Source organism: Jiella mangrovi (assembly GCF_017815135.1).
In the GTDB taxonomy this organism is placed as follows: domain Bacteria; phylum Pseudomonadota; class Alphaproteobacteria; order Rhizobiales; family Rhizobiaceae; genus Jiella; species Jiella mangrovi.
Map to the genome: position 1 here is coordinate 1 of NZ_JAGJCF010000026.1, position 25,789 is coordinate 25,789.

At 64.6% G+C, this 25,789-nt stretch carries 24 protein-coding genes; 11 read left to right on the plus strand and 13 right to left on the minus strand.

Annotated features, from left to right (window positions below; translation table 11 throughout):
* Window positions 1-202 precede the first annotated feature (202 nt).
* Genes J6595_RS21415 through J6595_RS21430 form a run of 4 tightly spaced genes read right to left on the minus strand, consistent with a single transcriptional unit; the run spans window position 203 to window position 4,798 of the window.
* Window positions 203-2,062, minus strand: a complete 1,860-nt coding sequence (locus J6595_RS21415) for a response regulator (RefSeq protein WP_209597596.1) — start codon at window positions 2,060-2,062, stop codon at window positions 203-205.
* An 11-nt stretch (window positions 2,063-2,073) separates the two neighbouring features.
* Window positions 2,074-3,618, minus strand: a complete 1,545-nt coding sequence (gene kaiC / locus J6595_RS21420; protein ID WP_209597597.1) for a circadian clock protein KaiC — start codon at window positions 3,616-3,618, stop codon at window positions 2,074-2,076.
* Window positions 3,618-3,926, minus strand: coding sequence for a circadian clock protein KaiB (gene kaiB, locus J6595_RS21425; protein ID WP_209597598.1), 309 nt, complete (start codon window positions 3,924-3,926; stop codon window positions 3,618-3,620). The genes kaiC and kaiB overlap by 1 nt, the downstream gene beginning before the upstream one ends.
* Window positions 3,923-4,798 carry a response regulator gene (locus tag J6595_RS21430; protein WP_209597600.1) on the minus strand — a complete coding sequence of 292 codons (876 nt, stop codon included), beginning with the start codon at window positions 4,796-4,798 and terminating at the stop codon, window positions 3,923-3,925. Before J6595_RS21430 ends, kaiB begins: the two co-directional genes overlap by 4 nt.
* A 471-nt stretch (window positions 4,799-5,269) precedes the next feature.
* Here J6595_RS21430 and J6595_RS21435 point away from each other — a divergent pair, with 471 nt between their 5' ends.
* Window positions 5,270-5,752 carry a response regulator gene (locus J6595_RS21435; protein ID WP_245199032.1) on the plus strand — a complete coding sequence of 161 codons (483 nt, stop codon included), beginning with the start codon at window positions 5,270-5,272 and terminating at the stop codon, window positions 5,750-5,752.
* An 85-nt stretch (window positions 5,753-5,837) separates the two neighbouring features.
* On the opposite strand, the gene J6595_RS21440 is transcribed toward J6595_RS21435, so the two are convergent.
* Together J6595_RS21440 and J6595_RS21445 are read right to left on the minus strand one after the other, a co-directional pair.
* The gene (locus J6595_RS21440; protein WP_209597604.1) at window positions 5,838-6,275 is read right to left on the minus strand and encodes a response regulator; all 438 of its coding nucleotides are present in this window, start codon (window positions 6,273-6,275) and stop codon (window positions 5,838-5,840) included.
* Window positions 6,272-8,626, minus strand: coding sequence for a sensor histidine kinase (locus tag J6595_RS21445; RefSeq protein WP_209597606.1), 2,355 nt, complete (start codon window positions 8,624-8,626; stop codon window positions 6,272-6,274). Before J6595_RS21445 ends, J6595_RS21440 begins: the two co-directional genes overlap by 4 nt.
* A 626-nt stretch (window positions 8,627-9,252) precedes the next feature.
* Here J6595_RS21445 and J6595_RS21450 point away from each other — a divergent pair.
* Entirely contained in the window at window positions 9,253-9,981 is a 729-nt protein-coding gene (locus tag J6595_RS21450; RefSeq protein ID WP_209597608.1) for a GntR family transcriptional regulator, read from the plus strand.
* A gap of 75 nt (window positions 9,982-10,056) precedes the next feature.
* On the plus strand, window positions 10,057-11,067 hold the full coding sequence (locus tag J6595_RS21455) for a YeiH family protein (RefSeq protein ID WP_209597610.1): 1,011 nt from the start codon (window positions 10,057-10,059) through the stop codon (window positions 11,065-11,067).
* 121 nt (window positions 11,068-11,188) lie between these two features.
* Here J6595_RS21455 and J6595_RS21460 read toward each other — a convergent pair whose 3' ends face one another.
* The gene (locus tag J6595_RS21460) at window positions 11,189-12,223 is read right to left on the minus strand and encodes a LacI family DNA-binding transcriptional regulator (RefSeq protein WP_209597612.1); all 1,035 of its coding nucleotides are present in this window, start codon (window positions 12,221-12,223) and stop codon (window positions 11,189-11,191) included.
* Between the two features lie 154 nt (window positions 12,224-12,377).
* Between J6595_RS21460 and J6595_RS21465 the strand changes: the two genes are divergently transcribed.
* From J6595_RS21465 to J6595_RS21495, 7 genes are all read left to right on the plus strand, one after another.
* On the plus strand, window positions 12,378-12,605 hold the full coding sequence (locus J6595_RS21465; RefSeq protein WP_209597614.1) for a hypothetical protein: 228 nt from the start codon (window positions 12,378-12,380) through the stop codon (window positions 12,603-12,605).
* Window positions 12,606-12,629: 24 nt separating this feature from the next.
* The gene (locus tag J6595_RS21470; protein WP_209597616.1) at window positions 12,630-13,784 is read left to right on the plus strand and encodes a TRAP transporter substrate-binding protein; all 1,155 of its coding nucleotides are present in this window, start codon (window positions 12,630-12,632) and stop codon (window positions 13,782-13,784) included.
* Window positions 13,785-13,994: 210 nt separating this feature from the next.
* Window positions 13,995-14,510, plus strand: coding sequence for a TRAP transporter small permease (locus J6595_RS21475; protein ID WP_209597618.1), 516 nt, complete (start codon window positions 13,995-13,997; stop codon window positions 14,508-14,510).
* Between the two features lie 11 nt (window positions 14,511-14,521).
* On the plus strand, window positions 14,522-15,838 hold the full coding sequence (locus tag J6595_RS21480) for a TRAP transporter large permease (RefSeq protein ID WP_209597620.1): 1,317 nt from the start codon (window positions 14,522-14,524) through the stop codon (window positions 15,836-15,838).
* 52 nt (window positions 15,839-15,890) lie between these two features.
* Entirely contained in the window at window positions 15,891-17,198 is a 1,308-nt protein-coding gene (gene hisD, locus J6595_RS21485) for a histidinol dehydrogenase (RefSeq protein ID WP_209597622.1), read from the plus strand.
* Between the two features lie 8 nt (window positions 17,199-17,206).
* Entirely contained in the window at window positions 17,207-17,968 is a 762-nt protein-coding gene (locus J6595_RS21490) for an SDR family NAD(P)-dependent oxidoreductase (RefSeq protein WP_209597624.1), read from the plus strand.
* The gene (locus J6595_RS21495) at window positions 17,965-18,957 is read left to right on the plus strand and encodes an alcohol dehydrogenase catalytic domain-containing protein (RefSeq protein WP_209597626.1); all 993 of its coding nucleotides are present in this window, start codon (window positions 17,965-17,967) and stop codon (window positions 18,955-18,957) included. The genes J6595_RS21490 and J6595_RS21495 overlap by 4 nt, the downstream gene beginning before the upstream one ends.
* An 86-nt stretch (window positions 18,958-19,043) precedes the next feature.
* Here J6595_RS21495 and msrA read toward each other — a convergent pair whose 3' ends face one another.
* Window positions 19,044-19,559, minus strand: a complete 516-nt coding sequence (msrA, locus tag J6595_RS21500; protein WP_209597628.1) for a peptide-methionine (S)-S-oxide reductase MsrA — start codon at window positions 19,557-19,559, stop codon at window positions 19,044-19,046.
* 480 nt (window positions 19,560-20,039) lie between these two features.
* Window positions 20,040-21,236 carry an aminotransferase class V-fold PLP-dependent enzyme gene (locus tag J6595_RS21505; RefSeq protein WP_209597630.1) on the minus strand — a complete coding sequence of 399 codons (1,197 nt, stop codon included), beginning with the start codon at window positions 21,234-21,236 and terminating at the stop codon, window positions 20,040-20,042.
* Between the two features lie 137 nt (window positions 21,237-21,373).
* Here J6595_RS21505 and J6595_RS21510 point away from each other — a divergent pair, with 137 nt between their 5' ends.
* Window positions 21,374-22,138: an IclR family transcriptional regulator gene (locus J6595_RS21510; protein ID WP_245199029.1), complete on the plus strand. Its 765-nt coding sequence runs from the start codon at window positions 21,374-21,376 to the stop codon at window positions 22,136-22,138.
* A gap of 37 nt (window positions 22,139-22,175) precedes the next feature.
* Here the strand turns inward: J6595_RS21510 and J6595_RS21515 are convergent, their stop codons facing one another.
* Genes J6595_RS21515 through J6595_RS21530 form a run of 4 tightly spaced genes read right to left on the minus strand, consistent with a single transcriptional unit; the run spans window position 22,176 to window position 25,789 of the window.
* The gene (locus J6595_RS21515) at window positions 22,176-22,697 is read right to left on the minus strand and encodes a RidA family protein (RefSeq protein ID WP_209597635.1); all 522 of its coding nucleotides are present in this window, start codon (window positions 22,695-22,697) and stop codon (window positions 22,176-22,178) included.
* Entirely contained in the window at window positions 22,694-23,689 is a 996-nt protein-coding gene (locus J6595_RS21520) for an ABC transporter ATP-binding protein (protein ID WP_209597637.1), read from the minus strand. The genes J6595_RS21515 and J6595_RS21520 overlap by 4 nt, the downstream gene beginning before the upstream one ends.
* Window positions 23,682-24,683: an ABC transporter ATP-binding protein gene (locus tag J6595_RS21525; protein ID WP_209597640.1), complete on the minus strand. Its 1,002-nt coding sequence runs from the start codon at window positions 24,681-24,683 to the stop codon at window positions 23,682-23,684. Before J6595_RS21525 ends, J6595_RS21520 begins: the two co-directional genes overlap by 8 nt.
* The gene (locus tag J6595_RS21530; RefSeq protein ID WP_209597642.1) at window positions 24,680-25,789 is read right to left on the minus strand and encodes an amidohydrolase/deacetylase family metallohydrolase; all 1,110 of its coding nucleotides are present in this window, start codon (window positions 25,787-25,789) and stop codon (window positions 24,680-24,682) included. Before J6595_RS21530 ends, J6595_RS21525 begins: the two co-directional genes overlap by 4 nt.

Consider the following 25,789-nt stretch of genomic DNA (forward strand, 5'->3'; position numbering starts at 1 on the left):
CAGCCTCATGCAACTGTTCAGGTTTCGAAGACGGCGCGGGAAGGGGCCATGCCAGGCACCGGTCTGCCTTGCGGACGACCAGGATTCTCTCGGCCTCCTTCCCGCCTCCCACCATACACCAATTCGAACACACAGGATTCTCGGGACGAGGCCCGAGAATGACGAAGCGTCGAATGATGCGCCTTCTCAATCAAGTCCACGCTCAAGAGCGCTTCGGCTTGTCGGCGGTCCGGTCGAAGACTTCACGAAGCAGGACGAGCAGCTCTTCCGGCCGGAACGGCTTCAGGAGCACCGGGTAGCCCTGGATCGTGCTTTCGCCTTCCTGGCGCGCGATCGGATGGTCGCTATATCCCGTCATGAGGACGACGGGCGTGCCGGGATGGTGGGCGATGACGAATTTCGCCAGCTCCGGTCCGCCGATGAGCGGCATGACGACGTCGCTGAGCACGAGATCGACCGTCTTGCCGTCCGCGCTCCCAAGGAGGGTCTGGGCCTCCGCCCCGTTCGCGGCCGAAAAGACGCGGTAGCCCTTGCGTTCGAGGATCCTGCGAGCGGCCCTCGCGACGGCTTGATCGTCGTCGACCACGAGCACCGTTTCGTTTCCTCGCAGGCGGTCGGGCGGAACGGCGGTCTCGGCCTGATCGAGCAGTTCGCTTTCCGCCCTGGGCAGCAGGATCGAGAAGGTCGTGCCGGCGCCGACCTTGCTTTCAAAAGAGATATGCCCGCCCATCTGCATGACGATGGCGTAGCTCGTCGCCAGTCCAAGGCCGGTTCCCTGCCCGCGCGCCTTGGTGGTGAAGAAGGGCTCGAAGATGTGGTCTCTTTCGGCCGGGCCGATCCCGCAGCCGTCGTCACTGACCTTGAGGCGGATATAGTCGCCCTTCGGCATGCCTTCCCAATCCTGGGCGAGGGTGTGGTTCTCCAGCCTGATCGTAAAATGGCCGCCTTTCGGCATCGCGTCGCGTGCATTGACCGCGAGATTCATCAGCACCTGCTCGAGCTGGTTTCCGTCACCGATCGTCGGCCAGACGCCGTCGTCGATCAAAGAGGTGATCTCGATTTCGATCGGCATCAGGCGGCGCAGCATGGCATGCATGCCGGTCACGACGTCGGTGACGTTGAAGACCACCTTCTCCACCGGCTGGCGCCGCGAGAATGTCAGCAACTGGCGGGTGAGCGCCTGCGCCCGGGACACGGCATCGACGATCTCCGACGCCTCGTCGTGAAACAGCGCAGGCTCCTCCGCGCCCCGGATCAGCTCGGCATAGAGCATCATCACCAGCAGCAGATTGTTGATGTCGTGGGCAACGCCTCCGGCCAGAAGGCCGAGCGCTTCCATCTTCTGTGTGTGGCGCAACTGATCGGCGAGGCGCTTCTCCTCGGTCACGTCACGCATCGTCGCAAGAAAGGCTGGCCGGTAATCCCATGTGCACTCGGCAACACGAAGCTCGACCGAGCGCCGGCCCCCGGGCCGCAGGATCTCCAGATCCGAGACCCGGCCGACCTCGACGGCGAAATCGATCAGCTCGCCGAGGAAATCGTCCTCGTTGCGGCCGAGCAGCTGGCGGGCCGCTGGGTTGAGAAACTGGACGCGCCCCAACGGGTCGGTGACCACCACTGCGTCCGGCATCACCGTGACGAGGCTGCGGAACTGATCGTGCTGCCGCTCCGCGCTGGCCAGATCCAGCATGGAGCGGACGCTCTGTTCCAGATGCTGGGAGGGCGAGTCATCCTTGGCGACAATGCCGAGGACACCGGCCTTGCGCGCCAGTTTCGCAACTTCCATTCCCGACGTCGCGCCGGCGAAGATGACGATCGGTGTCTTGGACGAGACGGGCAGCAGGCGGTCCAGGGTCGCCTCGCCCGTCGTATCCGGCAGGTTGAGATCGAGGATGATGCCGTCGAACGTCGTGCGGCTGAGAGCCTTTATGGCGGTGTTCAGGGTCTCGACGCTCTCGACGTTGATCTCGATGTCGAGCATGCCGCCGATCCACTCGCGCGCGAGATCCGCGTCGCCAGGGTTGTCTTCGACCAGCAGCAATCGAAAGGCTTTGGACTGCACGCGTCACCACCTCAAATCTTTGGCGGCGGCGGCGGCGGCGTCTCGGGGCTGAACATCTCAGCGAGATGCTCGCGTTCACGAGTGAACATATAGGTGGGCGTTCCGGTCATGATCCCGTGAATGCCGCGGAAGGGGGCGCCGATATGCATCCCCTGTCCGTCGATGTTGTATTCGCGAATATCCTTCTGATGCTGGGTTCCGCGCATCTTCAGGATCATCAGCCCGCGGCGCATCTCGCCGTGCAACTCGACATAGCGCAACAGGAGAATGGTGTCGGTCACCGTCGAGATGTGCGTCTCGGTGATGGACTGCCCGCCCATGAGCATCGCCGTCGTGTCGGTGATCAGCCCGGTGATCTCCAGGTATTTGACGTAGCTCGTGAAGCCGATGACGAATTCGCGGAAAGACCGCCGGGTTCCAGCCTTCTCGAAGGCGGAGAGGCTGTCGACGGCGATCCGCGCGGGTTTGAAGGCGTCGATCTCGCGCCGCATCTGCAGCTGATGGTCTTCAAGACCCATGATGTCCGGATAACGGCAGACGATCCGCAACAGGCCGGATTTTTCGGCCCCTTCGAAATCGATGCCCCAGGAATTGGCGTTGCGCGTCAGCTGCTCGCGGCTTTCTTCCGAGGCAAAGAGGATCGCGCGCTCGCCCGCCTGGATCGCCGCATTGATGTAGTGAGCGACCGTCAGGGTCTTGCCGGTGCCGGTGGCGCCGCTGACGAGGATGATGGAGTCGCGGTACATGCCGCCGCCGCACATGCGGTCGAGTTCCTCGATGCCGGAGGAGACGCGCTTGTTCGACGAGCCCTGTTTCAGCTCGATCGCCGAGAGCGGCAGGATGCTGACGCCCTCGTCGGCATCGACGGTGAAGGTGTATTCTCCCTTCTGGTGCATGCCGCCGCGAAACTTGAGGATCTCGATCGTCCGGCGGCGCTTTTCCTGATCGAGCCGATTGCGCAAAATGACGACGTTGTCGGCGACGAACTCCTCGACACCGAAGCGTCCGACGGCCCCGTCGTCGTCGAGGCGCTCGAGGGTCATGAGGGTGGTGACGCCGAGTTTCCTGAGGCCAGCGCCGATCCGATGCAATTCGCGGCGCACGAGGTTGGGGTCGGTGAATTGCGGGAACAGGGCGCCGATGGCATCGAGGATGACGCGTTTTGCGTTGACCTCCCGGACCGCATGTTCGATCCGCGCCATCAGTCCCGACAGGTCGAAAGCGCCGCTCTCGATCTGAACGTCCCCTGGTTCGGGGGTGGCATCAACGATGGCGAGCCGCTTTTTCTCGACCTCTCCCGCAAGATCCCAGCCGAAGGAACGAACGTTGTGGATCAGGTCCTCGGGGCTTTCCTCGAAGGTCACGAAGACGCCGGTTTCATCATATTTGCGCAAGCCCATCACCAGAAACTGCAGCGCAAGAATCGTCTTTCCGCTTCCCGCGGTCCCGGCCACGACGGCGGTGCGATTCCTCGGCAGCCCGCCATTGGTGACCTGGTCGAAGCCAGGGATCCCGGTGGGCATGCGCTCTATCTGCCAGTCGGTGACGTCCGCCATCACTCTTTTCCTGTTTGAATCGATGCGTTTTCGTGATGAGTTGAATAGACGTCGAGGCCGAGCAGGACCTTCTCGCGGTCGCTGAGGTCGCCGATGATCTTGCGAACCGGTTCGGGCAGTTTGCGCACCAGTGTCGGCGTCGCGAGGATCTTTTCGATATCGGCAAGACCGGGATTTTCAAGAACGTCGATGATCTCGACCTCATAGCGCCCCGCGAGTTCCGTCTCGCAGATCGATCGGAGATTATCGAGCGCCCGTATGGAGTGCGGCGTGCGGCCGGTGATGAACAAGCGCAGTCGATAGATCATTTCGGACCCCTCGCGCCAAAGCGACGACTACTGCCGGTCCGGTAGTAATCCACAAGCAGGCCCATCATCTCCAGAGCCAGCAGCCGACCCTCTATGACCGTCGCGCTGGCGCGCTCCGACGGAATGCGGTGGACCGAGCGCTCGAGCGCGGCTACGTGGATATCCAGGAGGTCGCGAGGACCTCCACCGGCATCGCCGATCGCGGTGGAGATCCGGCCCATGATGTCCTTGGGTTTTTCGCTGTCGCGGGTGAGCCGCTCGATGTATCTGGCAAGAAGGGTGGTGTAATCTTCGATCATGTCGCCGAAGAACCCCGGATCGCGATCGCGCAGGGCTCCGACGCCGGTCACGGTCGCTGTCACGCTTGTATGCGCGCCGGACGACGACAAGGCCCGGTAATGGCTGAGAACCGTCTGCATCTCGCGAAGCTGCGTCTCCCTCAGCCGCGCGACCGCATAGCCGATGGTGCGTCGCAGGCGCAGGGGCTGGAGCTCGTCCTTGGCGAGATAATCCTGCGCACCGGCGTCGATGCATTGGAGCGCGGCATCCTCGTCGGCGATCCCCGTCAGAACGACGATCGGCGCTTCCGGCGAAACCGACTGGATCGCCCGAACGGCCTCCACGCCTTGCGCATCGGGCAGCCGCAGGTCGAGAAGAATGACGTCCACCGGCTCACTTTCGAGGAGGGCCGACGCCGCCGCCAGCGTCGCGACGTGACGCACCACATAGTCGGTTCCGTCGCCGACGAGACTGAGCATTTCCCCCACGATGTCGGCATCGGCGGGGTTGTCTTCGACGAGCAGAAGAGAAACGAGAGCCTGATGGCGACTCTTGGCCTCGATCTGCGAGAGTTGTGATTTTATGCTCGTCATCACGCTTTCCGGTCATCCGCCTGGCGTAGGCGGGAGTAGACCGGAAGTTGCGCGGGAATACAATGCCCATAGAAATGTAAGGACTGACAAAACCTTCAACGAACCAATCTTGCACTCTAATTAGTAAGTAACATTTACTTACAGCTGTCCCGTGATGTGATGATTTGCCGCGTTTACTATTCTTTCGCCATGAATAGGCTCGTAAATTGATTGTCGTGTATAAAAATAATCATCCGGTAATATAATAAAATATTATAGAGGCTAAATTCCCGTATATGACGATAAATTCTCCATACGATTCGCGAATACAACAGTGTTTATGATGTATCCTACGTATTTCCTGCTATTGCAGATGGTAAAAGATTTGTTAATCTAGGATCAAGGCGTGTGGAGGTCGTGACAACCGTACGTTCCCACCGGAAACATGACCTGCGGGCAGTCTGCCTCGGTTCACACCAGGAAGGAGGAAGCATGCCTCGCATTCTCATCATCGACGATAGAGCCGACGTAAGGCGGGCGATCGAGGCGATCCTCAAAGCGCGGGGCTACACCAGCCGGTCTGCGGGTGGCGGGCGTGAAGGGCTGGACCTCATGCGCACGCATCACTTCGACGCCGTCGTCGTCGACATCTTCATGCCGGATCTCGACGGCATCGCCACCATCCAGTTGATGAAAGCCGACTTTCCCGAGCTTCCGGTCATCGCCATTTCCGGCCATGCCGTCCAGTTTGCCGCTGAGGGTGGGATCGACTTCCTCAAGATGGCGGTCGAGCACGGCGCGTCGGCCTCGTTGCGCAAACCCTTCACGCCAGCGCAGTTGATGGATGCCGTGGATTGCGCAATCCATGCGCCGAAGCGCGATGGCAGCACGGGCATGTTGCTTGCTCGCAGTGGCGGGCACCTGCGCAGCGTGACTCCTTCCGTTATGGCAGGCGGCGCCAGCTCGGCGCATTGAAGCCCGCCATCAAACGCCGCCCCGAGGCAAGTGACGTCCCTGGCCGACCGACGGTCGGCGGCGCGATGCACAAGGTGGGTTTCCGTTACTGTCGGCTGGGCGGCAATTTCACCACGGTGAACCAGAAATCCTCGACGGCCTGGACGATCTGCTGGAACGCCTCGAGCCCCACGGGCTTGGTGACGTAGCAGTTGGCGCCCAGCGCATAGCTCTCGACGATGTCGCGCTCCGCCTCCGAAGACGTCAGGATGACGACCGGGATTGAGCGCAACCTCTCGTCCCCCCTGATGTCGGCAAGCAGTTCCCGCCCGCCCTTGCGGGGCAGGTTGAGATCCAGAAGCATCAGATCGGGTATCGTCGCGTCGCTGTCTTTTGTTTCCCCACGAAGCATGGCGAGAGCCTCGACACCGTCCCTTGCGACCGACAGCTCGATCTTGAGCTTGCTCATGTCGAAGGTTTCGATCGTCAGATCGGCGTCGGCCGGGTTGTCCTCCACGAGAAGGACCTTGATGGGGGCGGTCATGAAAGCCTCTCGGTCATCTTGGGAAACGAAATGTAGAACGTTGTCCCGGCACCGGGTTGGGAATCGAACCAGATCCGCCCGCCATGGCGCTCGACGATCTTCTTGGCGACTGCAAGGCCGATCCCGCTGCCCGCGTAGCGCTCACGCTCGTGCAGCCTCTGAAACATCTGGAAGATGCGCTCGCCATATTGCGGATCGATCCCGATGCCGTTGTCTGCGACGGAAAAGAGCCAGTCCTCGTCGTTCTGCTCGGCCCTGATCTCGACCAGCGGCGGCGCGTCGGAGCGGAACTTCACCGCATTGCCGATCAGGTTCTGGAACAACTGGCTGAGCTGACTGCGGTCTCCTTCCACGGCGGGAAGTTCACCGACCTTCACCGTCGCGTTCGTCTCTCGAAGCGTTTGATCAAGGTCGAGGACGACCGCATCGACGATGGCGCGTGTCTCGACAGGCACGAGCGGCGCGGCCTTGGTGCCGATACGCGAAAAGGACAGGAGATCGTTGATCAGGAGCTTCATGCGCTTGGCCCCGTCGACGGCATAGGCGATGTACTTGTCGGCGCGTTCGTCCAGCTGCCCCTTGTATCGCTGCGCGAGAAGCTCGGTGTAGCTTGCCACCATCCGCAGCGGTTCCTGCAGATCGTGGGCGGCGACATAGGCGAACTGTTCCAGCTCGGCGTTCGAGCGCTTGAGACCCTCGGTCTGGGCGGCGGCCTCGGCGTCGGCCCGTTTGCGATCGGAGATGTCGCGTGCGATCTTCGAGGCACCGATCAGCCTGCCGTCGATGTCGCGCACCGGCGAAATGTTCAAGGAGACATCGACCGGCGTCCCGTCCTTCTTGACCCGCACGGTCTCGAAGAGATGGATCTTCTCGCCGTGACGGACCTTGTCCAGAAAATCGTCCCTCTCGTCCTTGCGATCCGCCGGAATGATCTTGTCGGTATCGTTTCCGACCATCTCGGCTGCGCTGTAGCCGTAAAGGCGCTCCGCCGCCTGATTCCAGGTCTGTATGCGGCCCTTAAGATCGAGGATGAAGATCGCATCCTGCGACGTCTCGACCGCCGCGCTCAAGAGCCGCTCGCGCTGCGTCTTGTCGCGAAGTTCGGCGTTGATCCGCTGCTGCTCGGCGAGCGCCCGGGTCAGCGAAGAGCGCTTTTCTTCCACCTCGCTCGCCATGCTTTCGAAGGCGCGGGCGAGCGTCCCGATCTCGCCGCCGGCCTTTGTCGGCAGTTTCGGCCGCTCGCCCCGCTCCATCGCCTCGGCGCCCCGCGTCATCGCATGGATTGGCCGCACGAGGCCCCGCGCGACCAGGAGCGCAAGCGCGATGGCGCAGACGGCAGCGATGATGGCACCGAGAAGGATCGATCTCTGGGGTGCGTCGGCGATGGACGTCAACACATCGTAGGGTACGGCTTCGACAACGAAGATCGGCTCGGACCCGGCCAGAACCATCGGTTGGAAGACGACGCCGAACGTGTCGCCACTCCGATCCGTGGTGACCTCACGGACCTCGCGGCGCTGGGCGACGGCGGTGCCAAGGGCGGGAAACACATCGCCGATGCGGGCCGACCCGCCGCGTTGAAACGCAAAATCGTCCCTGCCGTCGGGCGAGAAAAGGATCTGCCCGGCTTCGTTCGCCACATAGATCGACCGCTCGGGTCCCGTCGCCGCTCGCATCGCGGCGAAAAAGACCCGCAGGTCGATATTGATGATCAGAATGCCGAAGGGCCGGCCATCAGGCGCGACCACCGGCGTTGCGGCACGAAAGACGGGTTTCAGGGGCGTCTCGATTTCACCCTCTTCTTCGTTGAGTTCGATCGGCGTGAGGTTGACACGGTTTTTCGATGCCGCGACCGTATCGCGAAAATAGGGGCGACTTCCCTTTCGCTGCAGCGCGGCGTCCTGAACGACGTAAACCCCGTTTCCCGCCGGTGACCGATTGACGCGGACGATCTCCCGTCCCCCGTCTTCGACGCCGATGAAACGGAACTGAAGATAGCTCGGTTCGACCTGGAGCTGGCGCAGGAAGAACTGCGCCAGCCTTGCGCGCCAGACGTCGATCGCAATGCCGCCTTCCGGATCGACACCGCCGTTACCGGCAGCCCTGACGATCCCGGCGACGGCGCTGAGGGCGGTCGCGGAAAGGACGTCGTTCGCCGCTGTGTCGGCGATTTCCGCAATGGGATCGGAGACAAGGCGCAGATGGCGTTCGATCTGCTCCAGCGCGCTCGGCACGACGAGCGCGCGCAAAGTGTAGAAGCTCAAGGTTCCAACGACGGTAGCCGTCGCGACGACCAGCACGGCATTCGCCAAAGCGAGCCTGCCCCACAGGCCCATCAGCGTCTCCCTCATATCCGCTCGGCCAGCTCGGACCGCTCTTTTCACAGCCCAAGGCCAGCCAAGCGATCCCGTCCGGCCCTCGATATCGCGCAAGCCCGCCGTATCGAGGCGCTGGCGAACGACACCAAGCGTCGGTGACCGTTCGGCATCGCGGTGCAATCAGGACACCAGTTTCCATCGCAATACAACCGATAGCGACTGATTGTCAGTCTGTCAGACCGTTTTGCGGGGTTTGGGCGAGACGCCCGGTGACCGGCGCAGTCTCAAGCAGGCGTTTAGGCCTGCTCGAGGCTCTGCGTGCCGGGCCGTCCTTCGCGCTTCCTTTTCGAAGATCGGTCTGCGGCCGGGGGGATGAGCACCGCCTTCGCGCGGACTTCGGGTCGTCGCGGCGGGGAAGCCGCAGTCTCGCCGGGCCGGGCCGCGACGGCCTGCAGCATCGGAGAGATCGAGCGGTCCCTGCGCGCCCGAGCGGACGCAGCGGCGCTCCGGAACAAAGCTTCTTTGCATTTTCATCTAGTCTTGTATAAGATATATATTATGATTTTTGAGCGACCGGGAAATCGAATGGGGCGAGGGCTCGAGGGCCCGATGGCGCTCGCGATGAGCCTTCGGGCGGCGCTTTTGGGATGATGGCACGGATGAGCGAGACGATTTCCGAAGCGCCGGCTTTCAGGCCCCTTTACGTCCAGGTGCGTGATACCCTGCTTAAGCGGCTGATCTCCGGATCCTGGACACCCGGGATGATGCTGCCGAGCGAGTTTCAGCTCGCCAAGGAACTCGGCGTCAGCCAGGGGACCGTGCGCAAGGCGCTCGACGCGATGACGGCCGAGCACCTTCTGTTGCGCCGCCAGGGCCGGGGGACGTTCGTCGCTTTGCCCGAAGAGGGGCGGATCCTCTTCAAGTTCTTCCGCATGGTCGCCGACGGGGGTGAGAGGCTGTTTCCGCTGAGCCAGATCGTCGGGCGCGGACGCTCGAAGGCCAGTGCCGCTGACTGCGCCCGGCTCGCATTGCCCGCCAAGGCCGAGGTCTGGTGGATCGACAGGATCCGTCAGCTCGGCGGCAAGCCGGTGATCTTCGAGCGGATCAGGCTTCCGGTCTCGCGCTTCCCGCAGCTCGGCGACATGGCGGACATTCCCAACAATGTCTATGCGCTCTATTCGGAAGAATTCGGGATCACCATCGGCAAGGCCGAGGAAAAGCTGAAAGCCGCCTTGGTCGACGAGGCCGCCGCCTCCCATCTCGGCTGCGAGGCGGGACGCCCCGTCCTGATCATCGAGCGCGTGGCGATGGCTCTCGACGACACCCCGATCGAACACCGCCTGTCCACCTGCCTGACCGACGAGTGTCACTACCAGGCCGAGCTTTAGCCCGGCCGCCCTCCCCTCACCGCTCAACATCTTGCGGCACGGCCACACGCCTGCCCTTCGACGATCCAAGGCCCCATGTCCGCACTCACGCCCGCCGCTTTGAAGACCCGCTACTGGCCCCTGTTTCCCGGCATTCTGCTTGCCCTTGTCGTGGCGGCGGCGGCGCGTTTCGTCGCCGATCACTACAATGCCCCGGTGATGCTGTTCGCGCTCCTCATCGGCATGGCATTCAATTTCCTCGCCGAGGACGCGCGGTTCAGGGCCGGCCTCGAATTCTCCTCCAAGACGCTTCTGCGCATCGGCATCGTGCTTCTGGGGGCCCGGATCACGACGAGCGACATCGCGTCGCTCGGAATATCGACCTTCGCGACGGTGATCGGCCTCATCGCCCTGACGATCGCAACGGGCTTCGTCTTCGGGCGGATCTTCGACAAGCAGTGGCGATTTTCGCTGCTCACCGGCGGTTCGGTGGCGATCTGCGGCGCCTCGGCCGCGCTCGCCATCGCCTCGGTCATTCCCCACAACGAGAAGACCGAACGCAATCTGCTCTTCACCGTCGTCTCGGTGACCGCGCTCTCGACGATCGCGATGATCCTCTATCCGATCCTCTTCACGCTTCTCGGCTTTTCCCAGAACCAGAGCGGTTTCATGGTCGGGGCGACGATCCACGACGTCGCGCAGGTCGTCGGCGCGGGCTATTCGATCTCGACCGAGGTCGGCGATGTCGCGACGATCATCAAGCTGTTGCGCGTCACCATGCTGCCGGTCGTTCTGGTCATCATCGTGCTCGCGCTCGCAGGCAAGCGGAAGGGCAGCACCAAGTCGGTCCGCCTGCCGCCCTTCGTCATCGGCTTCGCCGTTCTGACGGCGATCAACAGTTTCGGCCTGCTGCCGCCGGTCGTCGCCGATGTTGCGGTCGACCTGTCCGGCTGGCTTCTCGTCATCGCCATCTCGGCCCTCGGCGTGCGCACCAACATGAAGGACATGCTGCAGCTCGGCTGGCGCCATGTGGCGATGGTCGTCGGCGAGACGCTGGTGCTCCTGTCCCTGGCGATCACCGCCGTCGAGATCGGCCTCGCCGGCTGACGAAGACATCGGCCCGAAAACCGGTTTCGATTTTCCCGAGAGCGCCGGGCGAAAAAGTGGAATCCGGTTTTTCGAAAAGCCGGCGCGCCAGAGAGAATTTCCAGCATCGGGCGATGCGAAGTTAACGCCCGATGCTGGAGGATCGCGGCGCCGGCCCGAGCGAGCCGCGCTCGATGATCGATGTCTCGATCGAGACGTGGCGGTCCTGCGGCTGCCCCTCGATGAGGTCCAGCAGCGCCTTGGCGGCAGCCAGGCCCATGCGGCGATGGGGAACATGCACGGTCGTCAGCCCGGGCTCGACGAGGGCGGCGATGTCGATGTCGTCGAAGCCCGTGATCGACAGGTCGCAAGGTACGGTCAGGCCGCGCCGCCTGGCGGCGACGATCGCGCCGACGCCCAGAACGTCGTTGCCGCAGATGATCGCGGTCGGCGGCTCCGGGGCCGCCATCAGGCGGTGCAACGCCACGCCCGCTTCGTCGAAGGCGTATCGCACTTCCTCGACGACGAGACCCTCGGGCGAAAGCCCGGCCTCGCTCAAAGCCGCCCGCACGCCCGCGATCCGGCCCGCCGCGCGATCGTTCATCGCCGTGATGCCCGAGATCATCGCGATCCTTCGATGGCCGAAGGCGATCACCCTCTCTGCGATGGCCCTGGCCGCCGCCACATTGTCGAAGCCGACATAGACGTCGCCGGGGCCGCCGATCGACCAGGCGATCACGCAAGGGGTGGCGAAGCGCTTGAGGAATGCGCGCGTCTTTTCAGGACGCGCCGTTCCGATCAGGAGGATGCCATCCGCCCCGCGCCCGACGAGCGCCCGGATCTGCGCGGCTTCGCGTTCGGCGTCATAGCCCGAGCTCGCCACGAGCAGATTGACGCCAGCCTCGGCGAGAGCCTCCTGAAAGGCCTGCAAACCGCGCGCGAAGATCGCGTTCTCCATCGTCGGAATGACGGCGCCGACCGTATGCGTCTTGCGGGAAGCCAGCGCCCGACCGCCGAAATTCGGGGTGTAGCCCAGCGCCTCGACCGCTGAAAGAACCCTCTCCCGCGTCTTCGAGGTGACCTTTGCCGGCTCGTTGAGGCACCGCGACACCGTCGCCGTCGAAACACCCGCCACACGCGCGACGTCGTCGAGTTTCGGCTTGGCGGACACGTCCATGAATTATCGCCCCATGTGCCTCGAGACATGCGGCTTTTCGGCGCTGGCTGAGGCTCTTTGCAAAGATAGCCCGTTTTGCCGGCAATGAAAGCGCTTGCCAAATGAAATGTAAGCGCTTACAAAAAATCCAGTTCGGCTTGGGAGGGCCTGACTGATGAAAAATCCCAAAATCTGGCTCGTCGCCGCGCTCGTCGTCTTTCTCGCCTTCATCGCGAACGTCTTCGTCGGCGCGTCCGCCGGAACGGTCGTCGTCGGGCGGACGGGCGAGCTCTTGATGATGATCGCGGTGAGCGTCCTGTTCGTCATCGGGACGCTGTGCAGCGAAGCCAGGGCCAGATCAAACGAGCCCAGTTCGCACGAGCCCAGATCACACCAGCACTGACACGTTATCTCGGGAGGAGATCGCATGACCAGCAAGACTGTGAAAGCTGAAATCGAAAGCAACGAGCGCCGCAACTTTCTCAAGCTCACGGCGGCGGGAAGCTTCACCGCCGCTCTCGTCGCGGGGGCGGCGGGAACGCTGTGGTCCGACGCGGCCGCTGCTCGAACCGCCAATGAAGAGCGCGAGCGCGAGGCCGCCGCCGAACAGACCATGACGATCGCGACGGCCTATGTCCTCGGCGCATCGCGCAGCTATCCGATCATGCAGCTCGACCTGAAGGAGAACATCCAGAACCTCTCCGATGGCCGCATCTATGTGAAGCTCGCACCGGGCGGGCAACTGGGCGCCGGCGGCGCGCTGGTCCAGAAGGTGCAGAGCGACACCATTCAGGCGGCGCAGCATTCGATTTCGAACTTCGCGCCCTTCGCCCCGGCGGTCGACCTCATCAACCTTCCCTATTTCTGCGGATCGAACCAGCGCTTCGTCAATCTGGTCAAGTCCGAGGCCTGGAAGAGCGAGGTCCATCCGAAGATTGAGGAGCGTGGCTTCAAGCCGCTCTTTTACGTCGTCATCGATCCGCGCGTCGTCGCCATGCGCAAGGGCGAGGACAAGCCCGTCCTGGTGCCCGGCGATCTGAATGGCGTGAAGTTCCGCGTGCCGGGCTCCGAGATGCTCCAGCAATATTACCGGATGGTCGGCGCCAACCCGACGCCGGTCGCCTGGGGCGAAACGCCCTCGGCCATCAAGCAGGGCGTCGCCGACGCTCTCGATCCCGCCGTCGGAGCGCTATACGTCTTCGGTTTCAAGGACATCCTGTCCAATGTCACCTTCACCCAGGCGGTGCCGGACGCGCAGATCTATTCCTGCAATCTCGAATGGTTCAACGGCCTGCCCGACGCGCTCAAGCAGGCGATCGAGGAGGCCTCGGAAATGACCTCCGCGCAGAACCTCGCCAAGGTCCCCTCGGCCCGGGCCTTTGCCATGTACGAGATGCGCAAGGCCGGGGTCGCGTTCCATACGCTCAGCGACGATCAGCTTGCCGAGTGGAAGGATGCGGGCGGCTATCAGCGTAGCGAGTGGGACAGCTACAAGGCCGATCTTGCAGGCTCGATGGACAATTTCGCCAAGCTCGAGGAAGCCGCCGGGACCGACAGCAAATACTACGTCAACGACGCCTGACCTGTCGCCCTGGCCTGAAAGTGCCGCATCGCCGGCGCTTTCGGGCAGGCCGGGACGGCAAGGCGGGCTCAACCGCCCCACCTCCCGCCCCCTCGCCCGGCCGCGCGTGGCTCGCCCGGCTGTCGGTCTTTCCAGACCCGCCCGACGGCCTGCCGATGGACCGGATCCTGCGCGGTTCCGTCTTCGTCCCGCTGAAAAAAGGAGGCGCCGATGCGTCCCTTCTTCGCTTCTGTCGATAAAAATCTGGAACGATGGGCCTTGCTCGTCTTCTACACGCTCCTGGTTCTCGTCATGGCCGTGGAGGTCGTGCGGCGCGAGGTGTTCTCCTATTCCTCGATCTGGGGTGAGGAGGTCGTGCGCTACTCCTTCATCTATCTCTCCTGGATCGGTGTTGCCGCGGCCATCAAGGAAAGAGCGCATATCCGCATCGACATCCTGACCGCGCTGGTGCCCCGGCGCGCCAAGACGGCGATCTACATTTTCGGCGACATCGTCATGCTTCTCGTCGCGGTGATCGCGCTCTACTGGTCCTTCGAGACGGTCGCCGTCTCATGGAAGTTCGGCTCGGTCAGCCATGGCCTGCGCCTTCCCATGGTGTGGTTCCTCGCCGCCGTGCCGATCGGCTTCGCGCTCGTCGTCTTCCGGCTCGTCCAGTCCATCATCCGCGATGCCCGCAGCCTTGTTGCGGGAACCCCGGTCTATGAAGGCGAACGTCTGTTCGATTGAGGTTTGACGCGATGCTCTGGCAACAACTTCAGCAACAGACGGTCGATCTCGGCTGGTCCTTCTACGGCCCGGTCATCGCCTTCGTCGTCCTTTGCGGGCTGGCGGTGCCGGTCTGGGCCGCGATCGGCGTCGCCGCCTGTTTGATGCTCTACATTTCCGGCGTTCTGCCGCTGTCCCTGGTCGGCGAGGCCCTCTTCGACGGTATCGACGCCTTCGCCCTGACGGCGATCCCGCTGTTCATCCTCACCGGCGACGTCCTGGTCAGGACCGGTCTCAGCCGCAAGTTTCTCGACGTCGCCGATGCGATCACCTCGTGGTCACGGAGCGGCTTCGGCTCGGCGACGGTTCTCGTCTGCGGCATGTTCTCGGCAATCTCGGGGTCGGACGCCGCGGGGGCTGCCGCGGTCGGGCGGATGACCATCGACCGGCTGACGGAAGCCGGCTACCCCCGGCCCTATGCCTGCGCGCTGGTGGCAGCCGGCGCCTGCACCGGCATCCTGATCCCGCCGTCGATCGCCTATATCGTCATCGGCCTCGTTCTCGGCATCTCGGCATCGACCCTCTTCGAAGCCGCGCTCATCCCCGGCATCATGATCCTTCTGTCCATTCTCGTCACCAATTCGGTGATGAACCGGATCAAGGCGTTCGAGAACAATGAGGCGATTTCCTTCGCCGAATGGCGATCCAATGTCGGCTCGTCGCTGAAGCGCGGCTGGTATGCCTTTCTCGTGCCCGGCATCATCTTCTACGGCATTTTCTCGGGCCGCCTGACACCCACCGAAGCCGGCGCCGTCGCGGTCGTCGTCACCATCATCATGGGTTTCATCCTCAGAACTCTCAGCTTTGCGGACTTCCCGTCGATGCTGCTCTCCTCGGCGAAAGTGAACGGCGTTATCCTGCCGATCATCGCCTTTTCGCTGCCGCTCGCCCAGGCGCTCGCGGCCCTCAACGTGCCCCAGGGCTTCGTCTATTCGATCACCCAGATCACCAGCGAGCCGGTCTTCGTGATCGCCCTGATGATCGTGGTTCTGATCGCCGCCGGCTGCGTGATGGAGACGACGCCCAACATCGTCATCCTCGCGCCGATCCTGAAGCCCCTCGCCGACGAGATCGGCATGGGCGAGCTGCAGTTCTGCGTCATGATGATCACCGCGCTCGGCGTCGGCTTCATCACGCCGCCGCTCGGGCTCAACCTCTTCGTCACCGCGGGCCTCACCGGCGAGCCGATCCTCAAGATCGCCTGGTGGGCCGTGCCCTTCGTCCTGTTCATGCTGATCATCGTCTTGATGATCGCCTATATCCCGGCGCTTTCCATGCCGGTCTTCTGACCGCCACCGAACCCGCCCCGCCACGATTGCCACTGCCGAGAGGTCATTCACGATGAGCCGCCAATATCTGAAGAAAGCCGCCGAAGCACCGGCCTCGAGTGCCCAGGACGTCCGTAACACTGTCCTTTCGATCCTCGACGAGATCGAGACGGGACGCGAGGAGGCCGCGCTTCGTTATGCGGCTAAGTTCGACCGCTACGATGGCCCGCCTGTTGTGACCAAGGACGCCATCGCCGAAGCCGGCTCGAAGGTCTCGCAGCGGCTGAAGGACGACATTCGCTTCGCACACGACAATGTCCGACGCTTTGCCGAGCGCCAGCTCGCAACGCTCGGCGACGTCGAATACGAGGTCGTGCCGGGCTTCGTCGCCGGCCAGAAGAGCATCCCCGTCAGAGCCGCCGGGGCCTATGTGCCCGGCGGGCGCTACAGCCATGTCGCCTCGGCGATCATGACGGTGACGACGGCGAAGGTCGCTGGCTGCGAGCATATCACGGTGTGTTCGCCGCCGCGCCCCGATATCGGCGTCAATCCGGCGATCCTCTACACCGCCGACCTTTGCGGCGCCGACACGATCCTGGCGCTCGGCGGTGTCCAGGGCGTCGCCGCGATGGCCTTCGGGCTGTTTGAGACCCCGCCATCCGACATCCTCGTCGGCCCGGGCAACCAGTTCGTCGCCGAGGCGAAACGCGCGCTTTTCGGCCGCGTCGGCATCGACATGTTCGCCGGCCCGACCGACAGCCTGATCCTCGCCGATGCCTCGGCCGATCACGACGTCGTCGCAGCCGACCTCGTCGGCCAGGCCGAGCACGGCTACAATTCGCCGGTGTGGCTCGTGACCGACGACCGCAAGCTCGCCGAGACCGTGCTCGACCGCGTGCCGAAGGTGATCGCCGAGCTTCCCGAGCCCAACCGCGACAGCGCGGCCACGGCCTGGCGCGATCTCGGCGAGGTCATCCTTTGCGCCGATCGCGAAGAGATGGCGCAAACCTCGGACGACTACGCGCCCGAGCATCTGACCGTGCAGGCCGAGGATCTCGACTGGTGGCTCGGCCGCCTCAAATGCTACGGCTCGCTCTTCCTCGGCGAGGAAACGACGGTCGCCTATGGCGACAAGGCGTCCGGCACCAACCATGTCCTGCCGACATCGGGCGCGGCGCGTTACACCGGCGGCCTGTCGGTGCACAAATACATGAAGATCGTGACCTGGCAGCGGGCCACCCGCGAGGGGTCGCGTCCGGTGGCCGAAGCGACGGCCCGGATCTCGCGGCTCGAAGGCATGGAAGGCCATGCCCGCACGGCCGACATCCGGCTGAGGAAATACTTTCCGACCACCAATTTCGACCTTTCGGCGACGGATTGAAGCTGGCCATGGCAGACGCAACGAACCTCCTCGATCTCACCGGCCGCGTCGCCTGCGTGACCGGCGCGAGCAGCGGTCTTGGCCGCGCCGCAGCGACGATGCTGGCGCAGGCCGGCGCGCGGGTCGTCGGTGTCGCCCGCCGCGTCGGGCGATTGGAGGCGTGGCAGGCCGAGACCACCGGCGAGACGGCGATCGTCGCCGCCGATCTCGGCGACCGCGACGCTTTGGCCGACATTGCGGAACTGGCGGCGGAACCGTTCGGCGGGCCGGACATCCTGATCAATGCCGCCGGGATCAACACACGGGAAGCGGCCGACGACGTCACCGACGATGGCTGGGACCGGACCATCCATCTCAATCTGACGGTCACCTTCATGCTCGCCAAACGCTTCGCGCCCGCCATGAAGGCCCGCGGCTTCGGCCGGATCGTCAACTTCGCCTCGCTGCAGTCGCGCCGGGCGTTTGCGGGCGGCATCGCCTATGGAGCCTCGAAGGGCGGCGTCGAACAGCTGACGCGGGCCATGGCCGAGGCCTGGTCGAAGCATGGCATCAACGCCAACGCGCTGGCGCCGGGCTTCTTTCCAACGGAGCTGACGGGGCCGGTCTTCTCCGACCCCGAACTCGCCGAGAGGAATGCCCGCCAGACCTGCATCGGCCGCAATGGCGAGATGGAGGACCTGCGCGGACCGCTTCTGTTTCTGTCCTCGAACGCCTCGGCCTATGTCACCGGACAGGTGCTTTTCGTCGACGGAGGATTTACGGCCCGATGAAAGCGCTCGTCTATACGGCTCCGGAGAAACTGGATTACCGCGACGTGCCCGACCCCGAAGCGCGCGCGGAAGAGGTCGTCGTCAAGGTCGAGGCCGTCGGCATCTGCGGCTCGGACATGCACGCCTATCTCGGCCATGACGAGCGCCGCCCGCCGCAGCTCATTCTCGGCCATGAGGCGGCGGGCACCGTCAAGACTGGCGCGATGGCCGGCAAGCGGGTCACCATCAATCCGCTCGTGACCTGCGGGCGATGTGCGGCCTGCCTGAAGGGCCGCGAGAACCTGTGCCCCGACCGGCAGATCATCTCGATGGCTCCGCGACCCGGCGCTTTTGCCGAATATGTTTCGATTCCGCCGGCGAACCTCGTCGAAATTCCCGATGGCGTCTCGGCCGAACAGGCCTGCCTCGCAGAACCGATCGCCTGCGGCTGGCACGCGGCGCGAGTCGCGCTCCGCCACGACGCCGACGCTGTGCGGACCGGATCGTGCCTCGTCATCGGCGGTGGCGCGATCGGCCTTGGCGCGGCGCTGTCGCTGCGGGCGGCGGGCGCTGAACGGGTGACGGTGGCCGAGACCAATCCCCGGCGTCACGACGCCATCAGATCGGCCGGGCCCTTCGAGATCTTCGACGCGGCCGCGCAGCCATCTTCAGCAGCTTTCGACGTGATCGTCGACGGCGTCGGTTTCCAGGCGACGCGGGCGCTTGCGACGCGGGCCGCAAGAGCGGGGGGCATCATCGTTCATATCGGCCTCGGCAGCGCCGAAGGCGGGCTCGATATTCGCCGCATGACGCTTCAGGAAATCACCTTCGTCGGCACCTACACCTACACGAAGGAGGATTTCAGGCAGACGGCGGCGGCGATCTTCGACGGCCGTCTGGGGGCGCTCGACTGGCCGCAGATGCGGCCGCTCGCGGCCGGGGCGCAAGCCTTCGCCGACATTCTGGCGGGCGACGCCCCGGCGCCGAAGATCATTCTGATCCCCGGCTGAGGCCTGCCGCCGGGCGAACGGGGGCCGTTCGCCGTCTTTGTCGGGCAAAGCCGCCGGGCCCTTGCGAGCCGGCGGTTTTTTGGCTGTCACGCGGCCGTCTGACGACGCGGCAATTTCCAGTTCGGCCGGACGAAATGGCAGGTATAGCCGTTCGGGATGCGCTCCAGATAGTCCTGATGCTCCGGCTCGGCCTCCCAGAAATCACCGGCCTCGGCGACTTCCGTGACGACCTTTCCTGGCCAGATCCCGGACGCGTCGACGTCGGCGATCGTCTCCTCGGCAACGCGCTTCTGCTCGTCGCTCGTATAGAAGATCGCCGAGCGATAGCTCACGCCGAGATCGTTGCCCTGCCGGTTCAGGGTCGAAGGGTCGTGGATCTGGAAGAAGAATTCCAGAAGATCGCGAAAGCTGGTCTGGTCCGGATCGAAGACGATCTCGATCGCCTCCGCATGGGTGCCGTGGTTCCGATAGGTGGCATTTGCGACGTCGCCGCCCGAATATCCGACGCGGGTCGAGACGACGCCCGGCATCCGCCGGATGAGCTGCTGCATGCCCCAGAAACACCCGCCGGCAAGAATTGCGCGTTCGGTCTTGTCAGTCATGGTCGAGCCTCCTTCGTTTCTCGCCTCATCATGTGTCGATGCGACCCGCGAACTTCAACGCATCGCAGGACAACACGGAGCAAGGGCCCAAGGCCAGACAATTTCGATAAGAAAGAAGCCCGCCCCTTTTTACATCGGGCGGCGCATCGAAGCGGGCCGCAGGGCGGCCAATCTGCATCAAAACCATGTCCGATCATATCGGGCATGCGCAGAAATACGTGACGCTATATTTTGGTCGTGGCGCCGGCGAGGCGCACGAAAACGGTCCCTTTAGCGCTGGATGTCAATTCCCGACTGGGTAGCGCAACCACATTCCCGCTGACGTCGACCTGGTGGGTGATTTGATCAGGGAACGTTGCGCAGATGCGTTGCTAACGGCGCATATCGAGTGCCTGACACTCAGCGCCGAGAAGATGGGATCTTCTTGCGCAATCCGCGGGATACCACGTTCACCGGACCGGCTTTCGCGGAGACCCAGCCTCAGTCCGGCCAGCGCAGCGCGCTTGCGAGACTGTGGCGGGGCAGCGCCATGGCGTTTGCGGGGCGCTCTGCGGCAAAGACCTTCTCGAATGCGTCCGCCACCACCTCGGCCTCGCCAGGATGAAGATTGCAGGGATCGAGATAGAAGAAGCCGAGCTCGCTCTCGTGATCGCGCACGATGATCGGCGGGTCGCCGGCGGCGAGCGCCTTGGCGAGGCCGTTCGCGGTGAAGCCGCTTTCGGGCGCAACGGTGATTTCCAGCCGGTCGAGCGGGTTGTTGGTCGGATCGGGCATGATCTTGGCGTGAAGTCCGGGAAGCGCGTTCACGGTGGTCTGCCAGAGGTGGAGAGCGGCTGTCTCGCGGGCGCGAATGCCGACGTGGTCGCGCTTTTCCCAGGCTTGAAGGGCGGCCATGACGCCGGCAATGGATTCCTTGCCGACCTTCATCGCCCTGCCGATCCCCTTGTTCTGCAGATAGGCGGCGCGCACCAGATCCTTTCGGCCCGCGACGATGCCGCTGGTCGGGCCGGAAAGGAACTTGTGGCCGGAATAGATGGCGATGTCGGCGCCGCGCTCGAGGAAGCTGCGCAGATCATATTCCGATGCCGCATCGACGATCACCGGAATGCCGCGGGGGCGGCAGATCTCGACCACCTCTTCCAGGCTCACCTGGCCGATCTGGACGGTGTGATGGCTGACGACGAACAGGAGCGCCGCCGTCCGGTCGGTGATCGAATTCTCGATGTGGTAGGGCATCACCTGCGTCGCCGTGCCGGCATAGACCGGCTTGCCCCCGGCCAGCCGGATCGACTGTTCCACGGGGGCACCGTAGTTCACGGCGTGGCCGAGCTGCAGGATGACCTCGTCCTTCAGGCGTTCGGTCCGGTCGGGCAGCTGCTCAATGGCCAGCATGTCGGTACCGGTCATGGTGCCGGCGATGGTCATCGAGATCCCGGCCGCGCAGCAGGCGGTGACGAATCCGGCCTCGCCGCCGGTCAGCCGCGCGATCACCGCGCTCGCTCGCCGCTGCAGGTCGTCCATCTCGATCCATTGCGGGGCGATCTCGGCCATCGCGGCGATCGCGTCCGCATGCATGATCGAGGCGCCGAGCGAGGTCATCGTGCCCGAGACGTTGATGACGGGGCGAAGATTGAGGCGCGAGCGGTAGTCGGTGTTGTGGTTGGGAGCTGTCGGCATCGTCAGGTTCCTGTCGGCATCGAGGGAGGCAGGCGCGAAGGCGGCGCGCATGGCGGTTGAAATCGGGAGCGGCCTCGATCATCGCTTGACCGGACACCTGTTCCCTTCTTATGGAAGGTTCTTTCAGCGAGGATAGCATGAGCGCCACCACAGCCAGGACCCGGACCAGCGGCATCGACCGGACGTTGCAGGTCATGGACATGCTGGCGGAGCGGCGCGCGCCGATGTCGGCCTATGATATCGCCAAGACCGTCGGCGCGCCGATCTCGACGATCTACCGGCTCGTCGACGAGCTGGTCGAGCGTGAGATGCTGTCGCGCGGGCCCGACAATTCGGTCTGGCTCGGCGCTCGCCTGATGCGCTACGGCCTGATCTACCGCCAGCGCTTGGACGCTTTCGGCCGGGCCGAGGAGGAGATGAAGCGCCTCGTTGCGGCGACCGGCGAGACGGTGCAGATCTGCACCCGTGACGGCGGCATGATGCTGGTCGTGGGCATGGAGGAAGGTCCCGGCCATTTTCAGGTGGCCTCGCGCGTCGGCACCCGTGTGCCGCTCAACTGGACGGCGTCCGGCCGCCTGCTGCTCGGCCATCTTGGCGACGGCGAGCGGCTCGCCGCCTTTGCCGCCTCTGCCCGCCCGTCGGCGACGGGCATCGCCGAGACCGACCCCGAAAGGCTTTCGGCCCAGGCGCGCATCGATTTCGAGAACCGCCTCGCCGTGCAGTTCAACGCCAGCGAATATTCCGTCGCCTGTATCGCCGCCCCCATTCGCGGCGAGACGGGGGCGTGCATCGCCACGATTTCGATCGTCCTGCCCGACCGCAAGGCCGAAGAGCGAGAGAGCGAGCTCGCCGATGCGGTGCGCGCGGCAGCCTCCGCCGTCGAGCGCTCGCTCGGCCGCTGAGGCAGCTCGTACTGGCCTTGCAACAAGGGCGCCCGCCTCAGGCACGTTCGAAGATCGCCTCCACCTCGACGGTGATGCCGTTGGGCAGCGACGAGACGCCGAAGGACGAGCGGGCATGCACCCCCGCTGCGCCGAACACCGAGGCGAGAAGGTCCGACGCGCCATCGATGACGAAGGAGTGGCGGTCGAAACTTGGCGTCGCGTTGACGAGGCCGAGGAGCTTCACCACGCCCCCGATCTCGTCGAGACTGCCGCAATGGCCGCGCAGAGCGGCGAGGATGTTGATGGCGACGATCTCCGCATGCTGGCGGGCGGTCTGCGCATCGACATCGGCGCCGACCTTGCCGCGCATCAGGCTCCCGTCCGGCAGAACCGGCCCCTGGCCGGAGACGTAGAGGAGATTGCCGCTTTCGCGGACGTTGGTGAAAGAGCCGATCGGCGCCGGCGGAAGCGCCGGCAGCTTGATGTTGACGGCCTTCAGCCTCGCCTCGGGACCGGCCTCCGGCCGGGTCACAGGGTTTTCGCCTTCAGGGTGCGTCGCGGTGGGATTCGCAGTCATGAGACCTCGAGATTGATGCAATGGGCGTGGCGGCCCGGGCCGATGGCAAAGGGCGCGGGAAAGCGCTCGGCGCAGGCCGGCAGGGCGCGGGGGCAGCGGGTGCGGAAGACGCAGCCCGACGGCGGATCGAGCGGGCTCGGGATCGAGCCCTCGAGGACGTCGCGGCTGCGCGCAAGGGTCGGGTCCGGCTGTGGCACCGCCGACAGAAGCGCTCGCGTATAAGGGTGGGCAGGCGCGCGCGCGAGGTCGCGGGCAGGTCCCGTCTCGACGATCCGGCCGAGATACATCACCGCGATCCGGTCGCAGAGATAATCGACGACGGACAGATCATGGGCGATGAACAGCATCGTCAGGTTTCGCCGATCGCGCAGATCGAGGAGAAGATTGAGGATCTGCGCCTGGATCGACACGTCCAGCGCCGAAACGCTCTCGTCGGCGACGATGAATTCCGGCTCCAGCGCCAAGGCCCGGGCAATGCCGATACGCTGGCGCTGGCCGCCGGAAAACTCGTGCGGATAGCGCTTCATCTGGTCGGCCGAAAGGCCGACCTCTTCCAGCAGCGCGGCAACTCGGTCCCGCCTTTCGCCGCGATTTCCCACGGCGTGGGCGCGCAGACCCTCGGCGACGATATGCTCGACCTTGAGGCGCGGATTGAGCGAGGATACCGGGTCCTGGAAGATGATCTGCATGCGCTTGCGCATCGCCACCATCTCCCGATCCGACAGGGTGGTGAGCTCGGCCCCCCCGAAGCGGATCGTCCCGGCGGTGGGCGAGACAAGGCGCAGCAGCGTGCGGCCGAGGGTGGTCTTGCCCGAGCCGCTCTCGCCGACCAGCCCGGTGATCGAGCCGCGCGGAATGTCGAGGCTGACATCCTCGACGGCGTGAACCGTGCCGCCGGGCGTGTGGTAGTGTTTCGACAGATTGCGGATGGCAAGGAGCGGCGCGTCGGCGCTCGTTGTCTCCTCTCTGATGGCGGCTGACGTGTCAGGCATCGGCCATCACCTCGCTGGCCCGGATGCAGGCGGCGCGATGCCCGGCCGCCACCGTTTCGAGACTGACCGGTTCCTCGCAGGCGGTGAGCGCCAGATCGCAGCGGGGCGCGAAGGCGCAGCCGCGCGGCAAGGCCGTCAGCGGCGGGACCTGGCCGGGGATCGCCTTCAACCGCTCGCCCTCGGGACGGCCCGGCCGCGGGATCGAGGCGAGCAGGCCGCGCGTATAGGGATGGGCGGGGTTGGCAAACAGCGTCTTCACGCTGGCCGCCTCCACCACCGCGCCGGCATACATCACGGCGACGTCGTCGGCCATTTCGGCAACGACGCCCATATCGTGGGTAATGAACAGGATCGACATGCCCATGTCCCGCTGCAGCCGGCGCATCAGGTCGAGGATCTGCGCCTGCACCGTGACGTCGAGGGCCGTCGTCGGTTCGTCGGCGATGAGAAGCTGCGGTGCGCAGACCAGCGCGAGAGCGATCATCACCCGCTGGCGCATGCCGCCGGACATCTCGTGCGGATAGTTGCCGAGCCGCGAGGCGGCGGCGGGGATCTCCACCATTTCCAGCATCTCGATCACCCGCCGGCGGCGGGTCGCGCCGTCGAGGTTTTCGTGCAGATCGAGCATTTCGCCGATCTGGTCGCCGATGGAATAGAGCGGATTGAGCGAGGACATGGGCTCCTGGAAGATCATCGCGATCTCGCTGCCGCGGATCTTGCGGAAATCGCGCTGCGACAGCCCGGCAAGGTCTAGGCTGTCGCCGGAGCGGGCGCGGTAGCTTGCCCGCCCGCTGGTGACCTTGCCGTTGGGCGGCAACAGGCCGAGGAGAGCGAGCGACGTGACCGACTTGCCCGATCCGCTTTCGCCGACGAGGGCGAGGGTCTTGCCCGCCTCGATCGCAAAGCTGACGTCGCGCAGCGCCGTCACCGCCCGCCCGCGCGAGCGGAAGGCGACGCTGAGCTTTGCGACTTCGAGGATCGGAGCCTCGCTCATGGCTGGCGCCGCGCCGCTTCCATGACACTCGCGCCGACGACGGTCAGGCGCGGTTCGAGCATCTTTTGAAGGCGCAGGCGATTGCCCATGGAATCGACGGTCTCGGTTTCCGATTCCGCCACGTCGAAGACGGTGAAATCGGCTTTCGCTCCGACCTCAAAGCCCGAGGAAAGACCGAGCAGCTGGCGTGGACGCTCGGTGACGGCGGCGATGCAGTCTTCCATCGGCAGTCCGACGGCGAGCAGCTTGGCGATGGTCGTCGCCATGTCGTAGACCGGCGAGCGGATGCTGTTGAGATGGAGGTCGGTGGAGATCGACCATGGCTTCAGCCCCCGCTCGATGGCCTTGCGCGCCACTGCGAAGTCGAAGGACGCCGCGCCGTGGCCGACATCCATGCGGATGCCTTCGCCGGCCAGCCTGATCGCATGGTTCCACAAAGTCTCGGTATCGGCGATCGAGCCGGCCTTCTTGCCGTTGAAGCAATGGGTGACGATGTCGCCTTCGGTCAGGATGTCGAAGACCTCGTCGATCAGCGGCGGCGGCTCGCCGACATGCACCATCAGCGGCAGGTTGACGATCTCGGCGACACGCTTGGCGATCTTGGCAGGCGTGATGCCCCAGTCGCCGACGATGACGCCGGAGGCGCGCACCTTCACCCCGCAGATGACGTCGCGATTGGCCTCGATGACGGCGAGTGTCCGGTCGATGTCGATGGAGCGCAGATCGATCAGCTCGGGCACCCGGTTGCAGGCGACGAGGCCGATCGAGCCGATGTTGAGGAAGGCCTTGATGGTCTCGGCGGCGGGATCGATGACATATTCACGCAGGCCGTGGAACGTCGCCTCGCCGGCGCTGCCGGCATCCGCCATGGCGGTCACGCCCGTCGCGCGCCCGGCCTCGGAGGCCCGGATCGAAATGTCGGTGCCGCCGTGCCAGACATGGACGTGCAGATCGCACCAGCCCGGTGAGAGATAGGCGCCGCCGCAATCGACCGTCTCGGCGCCCGCTGGCGGGGCTTCCGCAATCAGACCGTCGTCGCCGACGTGAAGGCTGGCGGGTCCGCTGCGAAGGCCGATCGGCCGGAAATTGGTGAGAGTGAAGGCCAT